At 43.9% G+C, this 14,645-nt stretch carries 13 protein-coding genes, 1 tRNA gene and 1 pseudogene; 10 read left to right on the forward strand and 5 right to left on the reverse strand.

Annotated features, from left to right (window positions below):
- Nucleotides 1-19: 19 nt before the first annotated feature.
- From FDF36_RS09300 to FDF36_RS09320, 5 genes are all read left to right on the forward strand, one after another.
- The gene (locus tag FDF36_RS09300; protein ID WP_005818929.1) at nucleotides 20-1,072 is read left to right on the forward strand and encodes a glycoside hydrolase family 18; all 1,053 of its coding nucleotides are present in this window, start codon (nucleotides 20-22) and stop codon (nucleotides 1,070-1,072) included.
- Between the two features lie 17 nt (nucleotides 1,073-1,089).
- A complete protein-coding gene (locus FDF36_RS09305) occupies nucleotides 1,090-2,226 on the forward strand; it encodes a DUF1735 and LamG domain-containing protein (RefSeq protein ID WP_220391146.1) in 1,137 nt (378 codons plus the stop codon).
- A gap of 22 nt (nucleotides 2,227-2,248) precedes the next feature.
- Entirely contained in the window at nucleotides 2,249-3,262 is a 1,014-nt protein-coding gene (locus FDF36_RS09310) for a BT_3987 domain-containing protein (protein ID WP_032530819.1), read from the forward strand.
- 245 nt (nucleotides 3,263-3,507) lie between these two features.
- Nucleotides 3,508-4,776, forward strand: coding sequence for an MFS transporter (locus FDF36_RS09315; RefSeq protein ID WP_005809672.1), 1,269 nt, complete (start codon nucleotides 3,508-3,510; stop codon nucleotides 4,774-4,776).
- A gap of 53 nt (nucleotides 4,777-4,829) precedes the next feature.
- Nucleotides 4,830-5,828: a glycoside hydrolase family 130 protein gene (locus FDF36_RS09320; protein ID WP_005809670.1), complete on the forward strand. Its 999-nt coding sequence runs from the start codon at nucleotides 4,830-4,832 to the stop codon at nucleotides 5,826-5,828.
- Between the two features lie 103 nt (nucleotides 5,829-5,931).
- On the opposite strand, the gene FDF36_RS09325 is transcribed toward FDF36_RS09320, so the two are convergent.
- On the reverse strand, nucleotides 5,932-6,405 hold the full coding sequence (locus tag FDF36_RS09325; protein WP_220391147.1) for a Dps family protein: 474 nt from the start codon (nucleotides 6,403-6,405) through the stop codon (nucleotides 5,932-5,934).
- Between the two features lie 138 nt (nucleotides 6,406-6,543).
- Between FDF36_RS09325 and FDF36_RS09330 the strand changes: the two genes are divergently transcribed.
- Nucleotides 6,544-7,470, forward strand: coding sequence for a hydrogen peroxide-inducible genes activator (locus FDF36_RS09330; RefSeq protein ID WP_165016072.1), 927 nt, complete (start codon nucleotides 6,544-6,546; stop codon nucleotides 7,468-7,470).
- A gap of 102 nt (nucleotides 7,471-7,572) precedes the next feature.
- Here the strand turns inward: FDF36_RS09330 and FDF36_RS09335 are convergent, their stop codons facing one another.
- On the reverse strand, nucleotides 7,573-8,328 hold the full coding sequence (locus tag FDF36_RS09335; RefSeq protein ID WP_005818939.1) for a NigD1/NigD2 family lipoprotein: 756 nt from the start codon (nucleotides 8,326-8,328) through the stop codon (nucleotides 7,573-7,575).
- A gap of 189 nt (nucleotides 8,329-8,517) precedes the next feature.
- Between FDF36_RS09335 and FDF36_RS09340 the strand changes: the two genes are divergently transcribed.
- Both FDF36_RS09340 and FDF36_RS09345 read left to right on the forward strand, forming a co-directional pair.
- Nucleotides 8,518-9,066, forward strand: a complete 549-nt coding sequence (locus FDF36_RS09340) for an RNA polymerase sigma factor (RefSeq protein WP_220391148.1) — start codon at nucleotides 8,518-8,520, stop codon at nucleotides 9,064-9,066.
- Nucleotides 9,067-9,120: 54 nt separating this feature from the next.
- Complete coding sequence (locus FDF36_RS09345) at nucleotides 9,121-10,380, forward strand: outer membrane beta-barrel protein (protein ID WP_220391256.1); 1,260 nt, start codon at nucleotides 9,121-9,123, stop codon at nucleotides 10,378-10,380.
- 383 nt (nucleotides 10,381-10,763) lie between these two features.
- On the opposite strand, the gene pflA is transcribed toward FDF36_RS09345, so the two are convergent.
- Both pflA and pflB read right to left on the reverse strand, forming a co-directional pair.
- Nucleotides 10,764-11,489 carry a pyruvate formate-lyase-activating protein gene (gene pflA, locus FDF36_RS09350; protein WP_220391149.1) on the reverse strand — a complete coding sequence of 242 codons (726 nt, stop codon included), beginning with the start codon at nucleotides 11,487-11,489 and terminating at the stop codon, nucleotides 10,764-10,766.
- Between the two features lie 4 nt (nucleotides 11,490-11,493).
- Entirely contained in the window at nucleotides 11,494-13,722 is a 2,229-nt protein-coding gene (gene pflB, locus FDF36_RS09355) for a formate C-acetyltransferase (protein WP_220391150.1), read from the reverse strand.
- Between the two features lie 255 nt (nucleotides 13,723-13,977).
- Between pflB and FDF36_RS09360 the strand changes: the two genes are divergently transcribed.
- A tRNA-Ser gene (locus tag FDF36_RS09360) sits at nucleotides 13,978-14,062 on the forward strand.
- Nucleotides 14,063-14,337: 275 nt separating this feature from the next.
- Nucleotides 14,338-14,457, forward strand: a pseudogene (locus FDF36_RS21220) (site-specific integrase); the annotation flags it as partial.
- 42 nt (nucleotides 14,458-14,499) lie between these two features.
- Here the strand turns inward: FDF36_RS21220 and FDF36_RS21225 are convergent.
- Nucleotides 14,500-14,625 (reverse strand): hypothetical protein, encoded by a 126-nt coding sequence (locus FDF36_RS21225; RefSeq protein WP_259281403.1) that lies wholly within the window; start codon nucleotides 14,623-14,625, stop codon nucleotides 14,500-14,502.
- Nucleotides 14,626-14,645: the final 20 nt, after the last annotated feature.

Genomic DNA, 14,645 nt, shown 5'->3' on the forward strand with positions numbered 1-14,645 from the left:
GCTAAAAAGAGAAAAGAAAATGAAAAAGAGATATTTAAATATAGTGGTTTTTGCGTTGTTCGTCAGTATGCTTCTGGGTTGCAGTGACTGGACCAAACCCGAAGCAGAGGATTTTTTTGAAATGCCGGGAAATGACTACTACGAGAATCTGAGAGCTTATAAACGTTCGGAGCATTCGGTTGCGTTTGGCTGGTTTGGAGGCTGGACAGGTGTGGGAGCTTCGATGGTGGGGAGTCTGATGGGACTTCCCGATAGTGTGGACTTCGTTTCCATCTGGGGAAACTGGAAGAATCTGGATGAAGCCCGGATGCTGGATAAGAAAAAAGTGAAAGAACTGAAAGGTACGCGTGCATTGATGTGCTTTATCGTAGCTAATGTAGGCGATCAGTTGACTCCCGAAGAGTATAAAGAGAATTATAAAGAATATTGGGGTTGGAAAGATGGAGATCAGGAAGCTATCGACGGCGCGATCAGAAAATATGCAAATGCCATTTGTGACTCCATCGATAAGTATGGATATGATGGTTTTGATATCGATTATGAACCTAATTATGGGTCTCCCGGAAATTTGGCCAGCTATCCCGAAAATATGCTCACTTTCGTAAAGGCGTTAGGAGAGAGAATCGGACCCAAATCGGGTACGGGGCGACTGCTTGTGATCGATGGTGAGCCACAAAGCATTCATCCGGAAACCGGACCTTATTTTGATTACTTCATCGTGCAGGCATACTCTAACCTTGCGGGTAACTCCGATACTAATCTTGACAGGCGGCTGGCCGGTACAATTGCCAATTTTAAAGAGGTACTCACTCCCGAAAAAGTGGCTAATATGTACATCGTCACAGAAAATTTCGAATCCTATGCTCCGACAGGAGGAGGCGATTATGTAGATCGTTACGGAAATAAAATGCGGGCACTTGCCGGAATGGCACGCTGGACTCCGGTCATTGATGGTAAACAAGTTCGAAAGGGCGGAGTAGGGACGTATCATATGGAATATGATTATCCGGGCGACGTTGAATACAAATACTTGCGTGAGGCAATCAGAATTATGAATCCCGCTGTAAAATGACTTAAATGAATTTGATTATGAAAAGAGTAACAATAAAATCTTATTTGCTTGCTTGTGTTGTTCTGCCGATGATTCTGGCTGGATGCGAAGATGCCGATTACCGTGTGATTGACAATGCTATTTATCTGAATGAAGCATCCGAGAATGGTTCGGCAAAGGTTACGGTTGATCCTGAAAATGTTACCACAACTACTTTGACCGTACGCATGGGACAGCCTGTTGCCGGAGATGTAACTGCTGTTTTGACGATTGACCCCTCTATTCTTAAAGAGTACAATGAAGCCAATGAAACTTCGTACGAGGTTCTTCCTGAACAATATTTTTCTTATGATAAAGAGATAAAGATTCAGGCGGGTGATGTAAGTGCGGTACCATCAGAATTTAAGGTGAAACCTTATTCGAATGAAAACGGAGAACTCTATGCCATTCCGGTATCTCTCACCGAAATTCAAGGACCGGTGTCTACGATCGGGCTTTCGTCGAAGTTCATTATTTTACTGGACAAGCCGCTGATACAGCCCGTGCCGTTTATGAATACGACAAATGCTGTAAAACCGTCCAAAGAAGGTTTGTGGGGGGTGACAACCAACGAATGGTCGCTTGAAGCCTGGGTACAAATGGATGGCTTTGACATTAATAATCAGGCTATCTTCAATTCGGGTAGCAAAGACCATGAGGTATATATCCGTTTTGGTGACGCTATGATTCCTTATAATTCATTGCAGGTGAAAACGCTGGGAAGTCAGGTTAATACGGTGACTTTGTTTGAGAAAGACAAATGGTATCATCTGGCGTTCGTCTATAATTCTTCCGGATTGTTATCGATTTATATTAACGGGGTACTTGATGTGACTTTACAAACGAAAGGAGGCCCGGTACGGTTCGACACGATGAATATGGTTTCAAGCGGCAGCTACTTCCGGAACAATTGCCAGATGGCTCAGGTACGTCTTTGGAAGACAGCGATCAGCCAGACACAAATTCAGTCTAACATGTATTTTGCCGTGAAACCCGCTGATCCGAACCTGATAGGTTATTGGAAAATGGACGAGGGCAAAGGAAATGCTTTTGCCGATTGTACCGGACACGGATACGACCTCACGGCAGGAGGGACCCTTGTCTGGAAAGAGCATGTTCGTTTTGATAAACAATAACTATGTAAAAGAAGAATAAGATATGAATAGACATTTGAATTTTGTGACCTTAATCTGTTTGATAACAGGGTTTGTATCATTGGCTTCGTGTAGTAACGATGATGATGAAATGAACAAATATCAAAAAATATATATCAGAACGGGAGTAGCACCGGGGGCTGAAATGAGTGCTGTAGTAGTGGTAGATCGCGTAAGTAATTCATCTACCGCTGACCGTTCTGATTTTGAAATACAACTGTGTGCCGTACAACCGGTTTCACGGGAGGTCACCGCTACTTTAGGTATCGATACCCTGAAAGTAAATGCTTATAATTCGGCTAAGAAGACGAAATGTGAGTTGTTGCCCGGAGATAATTATGACATTGAGAAAAAAGAGTCCACTCTGAAAACCGGACAGACTGTGGCCGAGTCTTCTTTCCGTGTGGTTTTGAAGAACATAGAGAAATTGAGCAACCCTGACGGATACGTACTTCCGGTGATGCTTAAAGAAGTTACCGGTATGGACGGACAGGCTGTAAGTACATCTATGAATACGGTCTATATCCGGATTTATGCCAGCATACTCTATACCGGCTATACGAAGCCTGCAGACTGGGCGGCAGTGGACCGCAGTGCATGGGATGTAAGTTGCAGTAATGCATACGCAAACGATGATGCCAGATATGGTGCACATCTGGCTATCGATGGTGAAGCAAATACATCTTGGTTTTCGTGGGGAGTAGCCAATGCTGAAGAGTGCTGGTGGAATACAGTATTGCCCCGGCCTGTTACTTTGGCAGGATTTTCGGTTACTAAACAGAGTGCTTACGGATCGTCATACAATCTGAAAAGTGCGGAGATCAAAGTCAGGAAAGACGGAGCGACAGAATGGGTGACTTATCAGAGGACTTTGACTTTCAGGAGCTTTAAAGGAAACGAGCCGCAGTATGCAGTCATCGAACCACCTATCGGGGATGTTAAAGAGTTCAGGATTAATTGTCTGAGCCCGGATAGCTATACCGGATTTGCGGAAATAAATTTATTTGTGAAGCAATAGAGGTGTTTAGATTGTAGATAAGGGGGAGAAGCATCGGGGCCATAAGGTTTCGGTGCTTCTTTTGTGTACTTCATCCCGGCAGAGCAAAAAAAAGAACCGGTAAGGATTAGTGATTTTGTGAAGTCAGTTGTATTATTATATAGTGAATGCAACTTCTTGTCGTAATTTTGGGCTATGTTTTTAATATCCCCTATCTTTGCTTACTGGAATTGTTAACCGATGGAATTATTATAAAAAACTAACTGATGAATAAAAAGCCGATAAGCCCTGTATGTTGGGTGCCTACTGTTTACTTTGCGATGGGATTGCCGTTTGTGGCCCTTTCGATGGTTTCTGTCCTTATGTTTTCCGATATGGAGGTGTCGAATGCACAGATTGCTTTCTGGACTTCTCTCATTATGCTTCCCTGGACATTGAAGCCTTTATGGAGTCCGTTTCTGGAGATGTTTAAGACGAAGAAGTACTTTGTTGTCGCTACAGAAATCATTACCGGACTGGCATTTGCGTTGGTGGCACTTTCGCTGCCGTTGCCCGATTTTTTTCGTTATGCCATCGCTCTGATGGGGATCATTGCTCTCAGTGGTGCGACTCATGACATTGCGGGTGACGGAGTATACCTGACGGAGCTGACTGCTACCCAGCAAGCCAAGTATATCGGTTGGCAGGGAGCTTTTTATAATCTGGCCAAGATACTTGCCAACGGAGGCTTGGTTTGGCTGGCAGGTATGCTGAAGGATGAATTTGGAGTGGTACATGCCTGGATGATTGTGATGTTGATGTGTGCGGGTATTATGATTTTGATCGGCCTTTACCACATTCGGATTCTGCCTTCGGGAGGAGGTGCTTCCGGTGAAGTAAATACGGTGAGAGATGCATTGAACGTGCTTTGGGAAGTCATTCGTTCTTTTTTCCAAAAAAAACATATTGCTTTCTACATTGTCTTTATCATTTTGTACCGATTTGCCGAAGGATACGCCCTGAAGATTGTACCGTTGTTCCTGAAAGCACCGGTTGCAGATGGCGGATTGGGGCTTAGTACTCAGGACATCGGATTGGTATACGGTACGTTCGGAGCAGGAGCATTTATCCTCGGTTCGCTCTTGGCGGGTTATTACATCTCGGCTTACGGACTTCGGAAGACCTTGTTTTCTTTGTGTTGCGCTTTTAATATTCCGTTTTTGGTATACTTCCTGTTGGCACTTTACCAACCCTCTAACCTGTTGATTATCGGTACGGCCATTGTATTTGAATATTTGGGGTACGGATTTGGTTTCGTCGGATTAATGCTCTTTATGATGCAGCAAGTAGCCCCCGGCAAACACCAGATGGCACATTATGCTTTTGCCACCGGTATCATGAATTTAGGAGTAATGCTTCCGGGGATGATGAGCGGATATCTGAGCGACTGGCTGGGTTATCGTGATTTCTTTGTCTGGGTGCTGATCGCTACCATACCGGCTTTTGTCGTCACTTGGCTGGTACCTTTTACGTATCCGGACGGAAAGAAGAAATAAAAGAGAATTTCAATATAAACGAGATATATACATAATATTAATTTAATCGAATCATGGAAGAATTTAAAATTGCAGGTGCTGCTTTGCCGGCCATGCCTTGGGAAGAACGTCCGGCAGGATGCAAAGATGTAGTGTGGCGTTGTTCGGCAAATCCGATTATTCCGCGCGACTTGCTCCCTACTTCAAACAGTATATTCAACAGTGCCGTAGTTCCGTTTAAGGATGGCTATGCAGGAGTGTTCCGTTGTGATGATACCAACCGTCGCATGCGTCTGCATGTGGGGTTCAGTAAAGATGCCGTTCATTGGGACATCAATGAAGAGCCGTTGAAGTTTCAATGTGACGATGCGGAGATCGGGAACTGGGTTTATGGATATGATCCCAGGGTTTGCTTCATTGAGGACCGCTATTATGTGACTTGGTGCAACGGTTATCATGGTCCTACTATTGGTGTTGCTTATACCTATGACTTTGTAACGTTCCATCAGCTGGAAAACGCCTTTATTCCTTTTAACCGGAATGGAGTTTTGTTTCCTCGTAAGATAAACGGCCGTTTTGCCATGTTGAGTCGTCCGAGCGACAATGGACATACTCCTTTCGGAGATATTTTTTATAGTGAATCTCCCGATATGGAATTTTGGGGACGCCATCGTCATGTAATGTCTCCGGCTCCGTTTGAAGACAGTGCCTGGCAGTGCACCAAGATCGGTGCAGGGCCTATTCCGATTGAAACATCAGAAGGTTGGTTGCTGATCTATCACGGTGTATTAGCTTCATGCAATGGTTTTGTGTATAGTTTCGGTTCCGCATTGCTTGACCTTGATGAACCCTGGAAAGTGAAATTCCGTTCGGGGCCTTACTTGATTTCACCCCAGAAAGAGTACGAATGCATGGGCGATGTGCCTAATGTCTGCTTCCCGTGCGCAGCGCTTCATGATTCGGAGACCGGACGAATTGCCATCTATTACGGATGTGCAGATACGGTGACGGGACTTGCATTCGGATATATTCCGGAAATTATAGAATTTACAAAACGTACAAGTATCATCTGAATCGGATAAAAGAGAAAGGGTGTAGCTATCCCGCCGGGATGGCTACACCCTTTTGTCTGTATGGCTACACCCTTTAGATAAAAGGGCGTAACCCTGTTTGGAGTTATCCGTTGTATGCTGTCAGCATCCAAACCATTTTTTCCTGTTCCTTCAGGTAGTCGCTCATCATAGCCACTGTTACCTCATCGTTGTGTGAAGAGGCGAGAGACAGGACTTTACGCTCTTCTGCTATCAGGTGCCCGTAAGTTTCAAGAATATGGTTCAATGCGTCATCGGCTTTGCTCACTCCGCCCACTTCCTTGATTTGTGCCATCTTCAGGTAGTCACTGTACTTATTGGCGGGAGTTCCTCCCAGCATCAATATGCGTTCGGCAATTTCGTCCACCTTTTCGGCGGCTCCGTTATAAAGATCCTCGAATTTACTATGCAGTACAAAGAAACCGTGTCCTTTGATATTCCAATGAAATCCTCTTAAGTTTGCATAGTGAATTTGAAAATCGGCAAGTAATTGCTGCAATGATACTACGATGTTGTTAGCTCCCTTTTCATCCAAATGTGTATAATTTAAAGTTTTCATAATGCTATTGTTTTTTTGAGTTAATACTATATTTCTTTTTTATTTGCAACAAAGATACGGTACAAAATGATTCGTGTCAAACTGAAAATTTCTATCTTTGCATTGATAGATTCTATATCTTTAATAAATCATAGAACGATGACTATACAACAATTGGAATATATTCTGGCCGTCGATCAGTTCCGGCACTTTGCAAAAGCTGCCGAGTATTGCCGGGTGACACAACCTACTTTGAGTGCAATGATCCAGAAGCTGGAAGACGAATTGGGAGTGAAGCTGTTCGACCGCAGTATGACTCCGGTTTGTCCCACTGCCATCGGTAAGAAGGTGCTGGAACAGGCACGCAAAATCCTTTCGGAAACTACCTGCGTCAAGGAGATTATCAATGAGGAACAGCATTCTTTGTCCGGTACGTTCCGGCTGGCCGTATTGCCTACGATTGCACCTTATCTTTTGCCTCGTTTTTTTCCGCAACTGATGGAGAAATACCCCGATCTTGATATACGGGTCATGGAAATGAAAACACCGGATATCCGCAAGGCTTTGCTGACCGGTGAAGCAGATGCCGCTATCATTGCCAGTCTGCTGGATGATGCTGCATTAACAGAGGAGACTTTGTTTTATGAGCAGTTTTTCGGTTACGTTTCGAAAAAGGAACCATTGTTCAAACATGATGTGATTCGTACGTCCGACGTGACCGGAGAGCGACTTTGGCTTCTTGACGAAGGACATTGCTTTCGCGACCAGTTGGTCCGTTTCTGCCAGATGGAAGCGGTAAAGGTCAGCCAAATGGCTTATCGCTTGGGCAGTATGGAGACTTTTATGCATATGGTGGAGAGCGGTAAGGGCATTACATTTATTCCGGAGCTGGCAGTGATGCAACTGAGCGAAGAACAGAAAGAACTGGTCCGTCCGTTTGCCATCCCAAGGCCCACTCGCCAGATTGTCCTGGTTACACGAAAAGACTTTATCCGTACCAGCCTGCTGCAAGTATTGAAAGAAGAGATTCAGGCAGCAGTCCCCAAAGAGATGCTTACTTTACAGGCTGTTCAGTGCCTGGTATAAAAAAACAGCGGCGATATTTTCACAAACATCGCCGCCTTATTTCTTTTATATATCAGAATTATTCTTAGTTTTGTCAAATTTGTGCAGGTGTCTTCTGTTGTTTTATTGAGAATGAAATGATTTTATTTTTAAGTTCTTATCTTCATTGATATCTATTGTGATATACTGTATGTTGTCATAAATCGTGTTTACACGGAGCTTTATTCCTTTTGCTGTCGGCAGTAGATCGGCTATATTGGCCAGTTTGAAGGAGATGAGGCTTGAACCCAGTTTACTGGGAGAGTCGTCGAAAGCGTTATGCCTGAATTCCAGGCAGATATATCCGTCGTCTTCAACAGGGTCTGTCATTTCGTTTTGTACCAGATTCAGCATGTGCTTTTTATTCTCGTCCATACTGCCCAGATACTGGTATTCGATGGTGAGATAATCCTTTGTAAGTGCATGCGCCGTGACGTTGATGCGGTCGTCTCCAATGCTGTCTGCCGTTGCTTCCGTCAGCGGGATGATATCCTTTGTCAGTATATCTTCTATTGTGAATATCTTACCGTTTTCATATCCGGGTTTTTCTTCTCCTTCCATCTTCACGTAACCCACAAAAACCCTCTGTCCTTCTGCGACGGTGTATTTCCAGTTGCGAATATCGGCCGTATCTGCGGGGAATACGTTATTTCCGTTGTCCAGGGCAATAAAAAAATCCCTCGGGGTGTCCGCATTGGGAATTTTCATTGTACCGATGGCCAGTATCCCACCCGGAGGACAAGTGACCCAATAATCATTGTCTTCATTGTCCAGACAAGACTGCAGGATGGGCAGTAGTGCCAGAATGAGGGTAAAAGTTACTAATTTAAATTTTCTCATAAGTTCCTGTTGGTTTTAGTATCCTATTTATTCATTGAGATTTATTCTTCGCTGTATTGAAGAAATGCGGGGAGCCGTGAAATATTGCATCGTAAAATGTTAAAGAAACAAAAGTGATAAAAGAGTTGTTCTCTCAGTGCAGTATTTCTATCTTTGCTGCATTTATAAGGTAAACACGTGTTTAGGAGAATGAATGAATTAGAGCTGTCGGAACGTTGCAGGCAGGGAGATAATCGTGCCCGCAAAGAACTTTATGAGCAGTACGCAGGGCGCATGCTTGGTGTCTGTCTTCGTTATGCCGGAGACAGAGACATGGCACAAGACTTGGTACACGACGGTTTCCTAAAGATTTTCGACTCCTTCGATAAGTTTACCTGGCGGGGTGAAGGCTCTCTGAGAGCATGGATGGAGCGTGTAATGGTGAATACGGCTTTACAGTTCTTAAGAAAGAACGATGTGATGAACCAAACCATGGCACTGGATGAAGTTCCCGAAACTTATGACGAACCCGATGCTTCGGCTGTCGAAGCGATTCCTCAGAAAGTGCTGATGCAATTTATTAACGAACTCCCCGCCGGATATCGTACCGTATTCAACTTATACACCTTTGAAGATAAGTCGCACAAGGAAATCGCACAGATGTTGGGGATTAATGAAAAATCTTCTGCCTCACAGCTTTTTCGCGCAAAAAGTGTATTGGCAAAGAAAGTGAAAGAATGGTTGGTGACCAATGGTTGACATGTATTTACAGATACTGAGGTGAACCTTGGATTTCAAAAATGAAATAGAATGATGAAAGAAGACGAAAAATGGATTAAAGCATTCAAAGATAAGCTCGAAGATTATTCGGAGCCGATGCCTGCTTCCGGTTGGGAACGACTGGAAAGGGAACTGATGCCTGTAACCGAAAAACGAATATATCCGTATCGCCGGTGGGCGGTTGCTGCGGCAGCTGTGGTATTGGTGGTAACGACTGCTGTCAGTTTGTATTTTCTGAATAGTCCGGTAGCTGATGAAATCCGTTATGCAACGGCTCCTTCACTGGCTGTCAACCCGGATGTATTGCCGGAACCTGCCTTGCCGGATGTACAGGTAGCTGTGTCCGAACCCGTTCAGCCAGTAGGAACGACGAGTATCAACTCAGTTTCGGGCTATCTGGCAAAGAACACTGATCCGGTGATTGTTCCGGAAATACACTCCCTGGCAGAGAAGCGACCGGAGGCAGTGACGGAGAAAAAGAGATCTGAGCCGCAACAGGAAATAACTGCTGCAATCGAGAAAAAAGAAAGTGCGACAGCGCAGCCTCCAAAGAGGAAAGAAGCGCGGCGACCGTCCGGTAAAGACAAGTATCAGTTGCCTATCGGAGACTCTTCTGCTAAACGTGGTGGTAAATGGTCGATGGGAGTGGGCATCGGCAACGGAGGCGGACTTCCGACAAATGGTTCCGAAAATTTTGCGCCCCGTCCGATGACTAACAGGGTCGATTTGATGACGATCATGAATGGAGCTGTGAGTATTCCTGCCGATCAGGAAGTTATATTTGAAGAAGGGGTCCCCTACCTGAAGTCCAATACAACTGTCGGGATGGATTATGAACATCATCAGCCGGTTAGCTTCGGACTGTCTGTACGTAAGTCTCTTCCCAAAGGTTTCTCTGTAGAGACAGGATTGACCTATACGTTGTTGTCTTCTGACATCAAACGGCAGGGGGACACTAAGATGCAGAGTCAGAAATTGCATTATATAGGTATCCCTGTACGTGGAAACTGGAATTTTCTGGAAAAGAAATATTTTACACTCTATGTATCTGCCGGAGGAATGGTTGAAAAGTGTGTTTATGGAAAGTTGGCCGATGATAAGGTGAATGTGAAGCCTTTGCAATTTTCTGTAGCCGGTGCCGTGGGAGCGCAGTTCAATGCGACAGATCATGTCGGTCTATATGTGGAACCGGGAGTTTCGTATTTCTTTGATGATGGTTCCAGAGTACAAACCATCCGAAAAGAAAGGCCTTGTGACTTTAACTTGCAGGCAGGATTGCGATTCACTTATTAAAGTAGGGCGGCAAAGAATATGCCGGTTGCATTCGGAAGAAGTGCCTGCCTGATCGAGTTGATATACCGGTTGCATTTAATAGATGTGCCGGTTGCTCTTGAGAGAAGATAAAATAAGAAAGAAGTTGTCTCAAAATAGAATCAGAAGGTTGAAGATCTTATGGATTGAAAATTTAAAAGGAAAAATCTCCCTGTTCTTGCCTTGTATTGTAATAAATTAAGGCTAAAACAGGGAGATTTTTATGTCGTGACTTATAAATTATAAATAAGCGCAGTCGTCATAATTTACCGCAGAGTGAACTTAATCTATTGATTGCTAATGATATTTATCTGTATAAATTCGTGTAATCTGTGGTAAATACGAATTTCGACACTTATATAAGTTTAATTCACTTGTACGGTCCGGAAGTATTGCCTGAATAGTTTTTCAGCCTTTTCTATCTGCTCCGGAGTATTCTCTTTCATTCCTTTCAGCATATATTCTTTATTCATTGCCTCATATTTGTGAACACCCAAGGTGTGGTAAGGCAATATTTCTACACGCTGAATCATCTGGTACGTTCCAAGATGTTCTCCCAACTGCCGGATATCGTCTTCGAAGTCACTGTAGCCGGGCACCAATACGTATCGCAACCAGAATGGCTTATGATTGGCTTCAAGCCAGGCTGCGGTTTTCAGGGTCTGTTCGTTGCTTCTTCCGGTTAAAGACTGATGATGTTCCGGATTAAATTCTTTGATATCTAATAAAACCAGATCAGTCAATTCTAATAGTTCCTCTACATCATTGTTCCATAGCCCGCCATTGGTATCAAGGCAAATATGGATTCCTGTTTCCTTTAGTCTTTTAAAAAGTGGGATAAGCGATTTTGCTTGAAAAGTAGGCTCTCCGCCGGAAAAGGTGATACCTCCCTTTTTACCGAAGAAAGCTTTCTGACTGACGGCCATGCGAACTATTTCCTCAGGGTCGGTTGCTATCCCTCCTTTGGCTTCAATTGTGTCCGGATTGGCACAATAGAGGCAACGGAAGTTACACCCTTGAAGGAAAACGACGAGCCGGAGACCCGGCCCGTCGAATGTTCCCATTGACTCGTATGAGTGTACGTTTATCATTCAATTACATTCTTTCGTGGAAACTACGGCTGATTACTTCCAACTGATGTTCGCGGCTCAATTTCACGAAATTAACGGCATATCCTGAGACACGGATAGTCAGTTGCGGATACTTTTCGGGATGTTCCATCGCATCCTGCAACATTTCCCGGTTCAGCACGTTTACGTTCAGGTGGTGTGCACCTTTTGTAAAGTATCCGTCCATCATAGTCACCAGATTGTCGATACGGTCCTCTTGTGTTGCTCCCAATGATTTGGGGACGATAGAGAATGTATTGCTGATACCATCCTGTGAGTCGCGATAACGCAACTTGGCTACAGAACTCAGTGAGGCGATTGCACCATTTTTATCACGTCCGTGCATGGGGTTGGCACCGGGAGCAAAGGCAATGCCTTTGGCGCGTCCGTCAGGAGTGGCACCGGTCTTCTTACCATACATTACGTTCGAAGTGATAGTCAGCAGCGAGAGGGTAGGACGGGCATTCTTATATACGGGGAGTTTCTTTAATTCTTCGCTAAAGAAATATACCAGGTCCACACCCAGGTGGTCTACACGGTCATCGTCATTACCGAAACAAGGGAAAGCACCTTCGATATCGAATCCCTCAGTCAGTCCGATGTCGTTGCGACGGGCTTTCACATGTGCATATTTGATGGCGGACAGTGAATCGATGGCGATTGAAAGTCCGGCTACACCATAAGCGAGGTTAATGCGGGGATCAGTATCCACGAAAGCCATCTGCGCCTTTTCGTAGTAATACTTATCGTGCATGTAATGTATGATATTCATTGCTTCGTTGTATACACGTGCAATTTGTATCAATACTTTCTTATAGTTGGCCATTACTTCTTCGAACTTCAGTGTTTCACCGGTCAATACAGGGATGTCTTTTACCATAACTGTACCTGTATTTTCGCAACGTCCTCCGTTGATAGCCAGTAGCAGGGCTTTGGCAAGGTTGGCACGTGCGCCGAAGAACTGAATCTGCTTTCCGATTTCCTGATATGAAACACAACAAGCGATTCCGTAGTCATCCGATTGACGGACTTCACGCATCAGGTCGTCGTTTTCGTATTGTACGGAAGAAGTGTCGATAGATACTTGTGCACAGAATGCTTTGAAACCTTCGGGTAACTCAGGGCTCCATAGTACAGTCATGTTAGGTTCCGGTGACGGGCCTAAGTTATAAAGTGTCTGCAAGAAGCGGAAAGAGGTTTTAGTAACTTTGGTACGTCCGTCATTGAAACGTCCACCGATAGATTCGGTTACCCATGTGGGATCACCCGCAAAAATATCGTTGTACGACTGCATACGTAAGTGGCGTACCATGCGGAGTTTGATAACGAATTGGTCGATCAGTTCCTGAGCGAATGTTTCGGTTATCGTACCCTGGCTTAATTCATATTCAAGATAGATGTCGAGGAATGAAGATACATTACCCAGTGACATGGCAGCACCATCCTGCTCTTTTACGGCAGCCAGATAAGCCATATACACCCATTGTACAGCTTCCTGTGCGGTATATGCCGGTCGGCTCAGATCCAAACCATAATATTCGCCCAATACTTTAATCTCTTTCAGGGCCTTGATTTGCTCGGCTACTTCTTCGCGAAGACGAATGCGGGCTTCAGTCATAGGACCTGTCAGATTATGCAGATCTTCTTTTTTAGCTTCTATCAGACGGTCGAGACCATAGAGAGCCAGGCGGCGATAATCACCGATGATACGTCCGCGTGCATAGTTGTCGGGAAGTCCAGTAAGGAATCCCAATGAACGGAACGAACGAATTTCTTCTGTATACACATCGAATACCCCATCATTGTGAGTCTTGCGATAGTGAGTGAAGATATCCTTAACTCTGTCATCTACTTCCACTCCGTTTTCACGGCAAGCTTTCATAACCACATTGATTCCGCCAAACGGTTTGATGGCACGTTTTAACACCTGATCGGTCTGTAGTCCAACGATCAGTTCGTTCTCTCTATCGATGTAGCCGGCAGGGTGAGAGGTTATAGTAGATACAGTTGTGTAGTCAAGTGCACGAATACCATTATTGTTTCTCTCTTCTTCGAGAGCTTTGAGGCAGTGATTCCAGACAGCTTTGGTGTGTTCGGTAGGTCCTTGCAGGAAAGAAGCATCCCCTTCATAAGGAGTGATGTTGTTACTAACGAAATCTCTTACATTGATTTCTTTGCTCCAAAGTCCATCTTTAAAGGTCTTATTCAGTTCCATAAAATTAATCAGTTAGTAGTTAGTTATCCTTTAGAGCGCGCAAATTTACGATCTTTTTTCGGTTTAGGTATATAAAAGGTTCCTATTTTATGTTGAATGACATAAAAATACCTATTTATGGGGAGGCTGTGGGGAGATGGTTATCACTCCTAAAACCATTTCTCTAATATTTTTTTGCGGAATAATTTGCAAGTTAAAAAATGATTCGTACCTTTGCAGCGCTTTAAGAGAAAAGTACTACTTAACCGTAGTTTTGGAGAGGTGGCAGAGTGGTCGATTGCGGCGGTCTTGAAAACCGTTGTACTGCGAGGTACCCGGGGTTCGAATCCCTGTCTCTCCGCTGAAACCCTAAGACAAAAAGGGTCAAAAAAAGGACAAGTCCTACAATATCAACGTATTGTAGGACTTTTTTTATTGATTCTTGTCAGGGGTAAAAGCCATAAAATAGCCCCTTTCTGACATAGTTCAGTAACCAAATCGTAACCTACACTTTCACCTATCATTCAGGTTACGAAATGTCGCAAAATGGCTATCTCTTGTCGATGTTTGTCCGGTCTATATTAATCTCATTATCAATTAATAACAGTAGCTTTGCTGCTTTAAAAAAGTGAGATTATGAAGAGTACTTTTAAAATTCTCTATTACTTAAAGAGAGGTGCTATTAGAGCAAATGGTTGTGCCCTAATTATGGGACGTATAACAGTGGACGGTGTGGGAACTCAATTCAGCACAAAATAGTAGTAACTATAAAGCCAGTTTCTTTATACAAAATTTATATTAATGGATAAACTCTTTCAGTTCTTCAAATAAGGCTTTGATGAAGTTAATCAATAGAGATTGATCGGAAGATACGCCACTATCTATGCGAGATATTTCTATCTCTGTATTGATTTCACAAATCATTTCATTAGTCGTTTCTATTT

It is taken from the genome of Bacteroides fragilis, assembly GCF_019583405.1.
Classification (GTDB): domain Bacteria; phylum Bacteroidota; class Bacteroidia; order Bacteroidales; family Bacteroidaceae; genus Bacteroides; species Bacteroides fragilis_B.

Coding starts and splice junctions, on each gene's coding strand:
- FDF36_RS09300 (WP_005818929.1), top strand. CDS start 20: ATGAAAAAGAGATATTTAAATATAGTGGTTTTTGCGTTGTTCGTCAGT.
- FDF36_RS09305 (WP_220391146.1), top strand. CDS start 1,090: ATGAAAAGAGTAACAATAAAATCTTATTTGCTTGCTTGTGTTGTTCTG.
- FDF36_RS09310 (WP_032530819.1), top strand. CDS start 2,249: ATGAATAGACATTTGAATTTTGTGACCTTAATCTGTTTGATAACAGGG.
- FDF36_RS09315 (WP_005809672.1), top strand. CDS start 3,508: ATGAATAAAAAGCCGATAAGCCCTGTATGTTGGGTGCCTACTGTTTAC.
- FDF36_RS09320 (WP_005809670.1), top strand. CDS start 4,830: ATGGAAGAATTTAAAATTGCAGGTGCTGCTTTGCCGGCCATGCCTTGG.
- FDF36_RS09325 (WP_220391147.1), bottom strand. CDS start 6,405: ATGAAAACTTTAAATTATACACATTTGGATGAAAAGGGAGCTAACAAC.
- FDF36_RS09330 (WP_165016072.1), top strand. CDS start 6,544: ATGACTATACAACAATTGGAATATATTCTGGCCGTCGATCAGTTCCGG.
- FDF36_RS09335 (WP_005818939.1), bottom strand. CDS start 8,328: ATGAGAAAATTTAAATTAGTAACTTTTACCCTCATTCTGGCACTACTG.
- FDF36_RS09340 (WP_220391148.1), top strand. CDS start 8,518: ATGAATGAATTAGAGCTGTCGGAACGTTGCAGGCAGGGAGATAATCGT.
- FDF36_RS09345 (WP_220391256.1), top strand. CDS start 9,121: ATGAAAGAAGACGAAAAATGGATTAAAGCATTCAAAGATAAGCTCGAA.
- pflA (WP_220391149.1), bottom strand. CDS start 11,489: ATGATAAACGTACACTCATACGAGTCAATGGGAACATTCGACGGGCCG.
- pflB (WP_220391150.1), bottom strand. CDS start 13,722: ATGGAACTGAATAAGACCTTTAAAGATGGACTTTGGAGCAAAGAAATC.
- FDF36_RS21225 (WP_259281403.1), bottom strand. CDS start 14,625: ATGATTTGTGAAATCAATACAGAGATAGAAATATCTCGCATAGATAGT.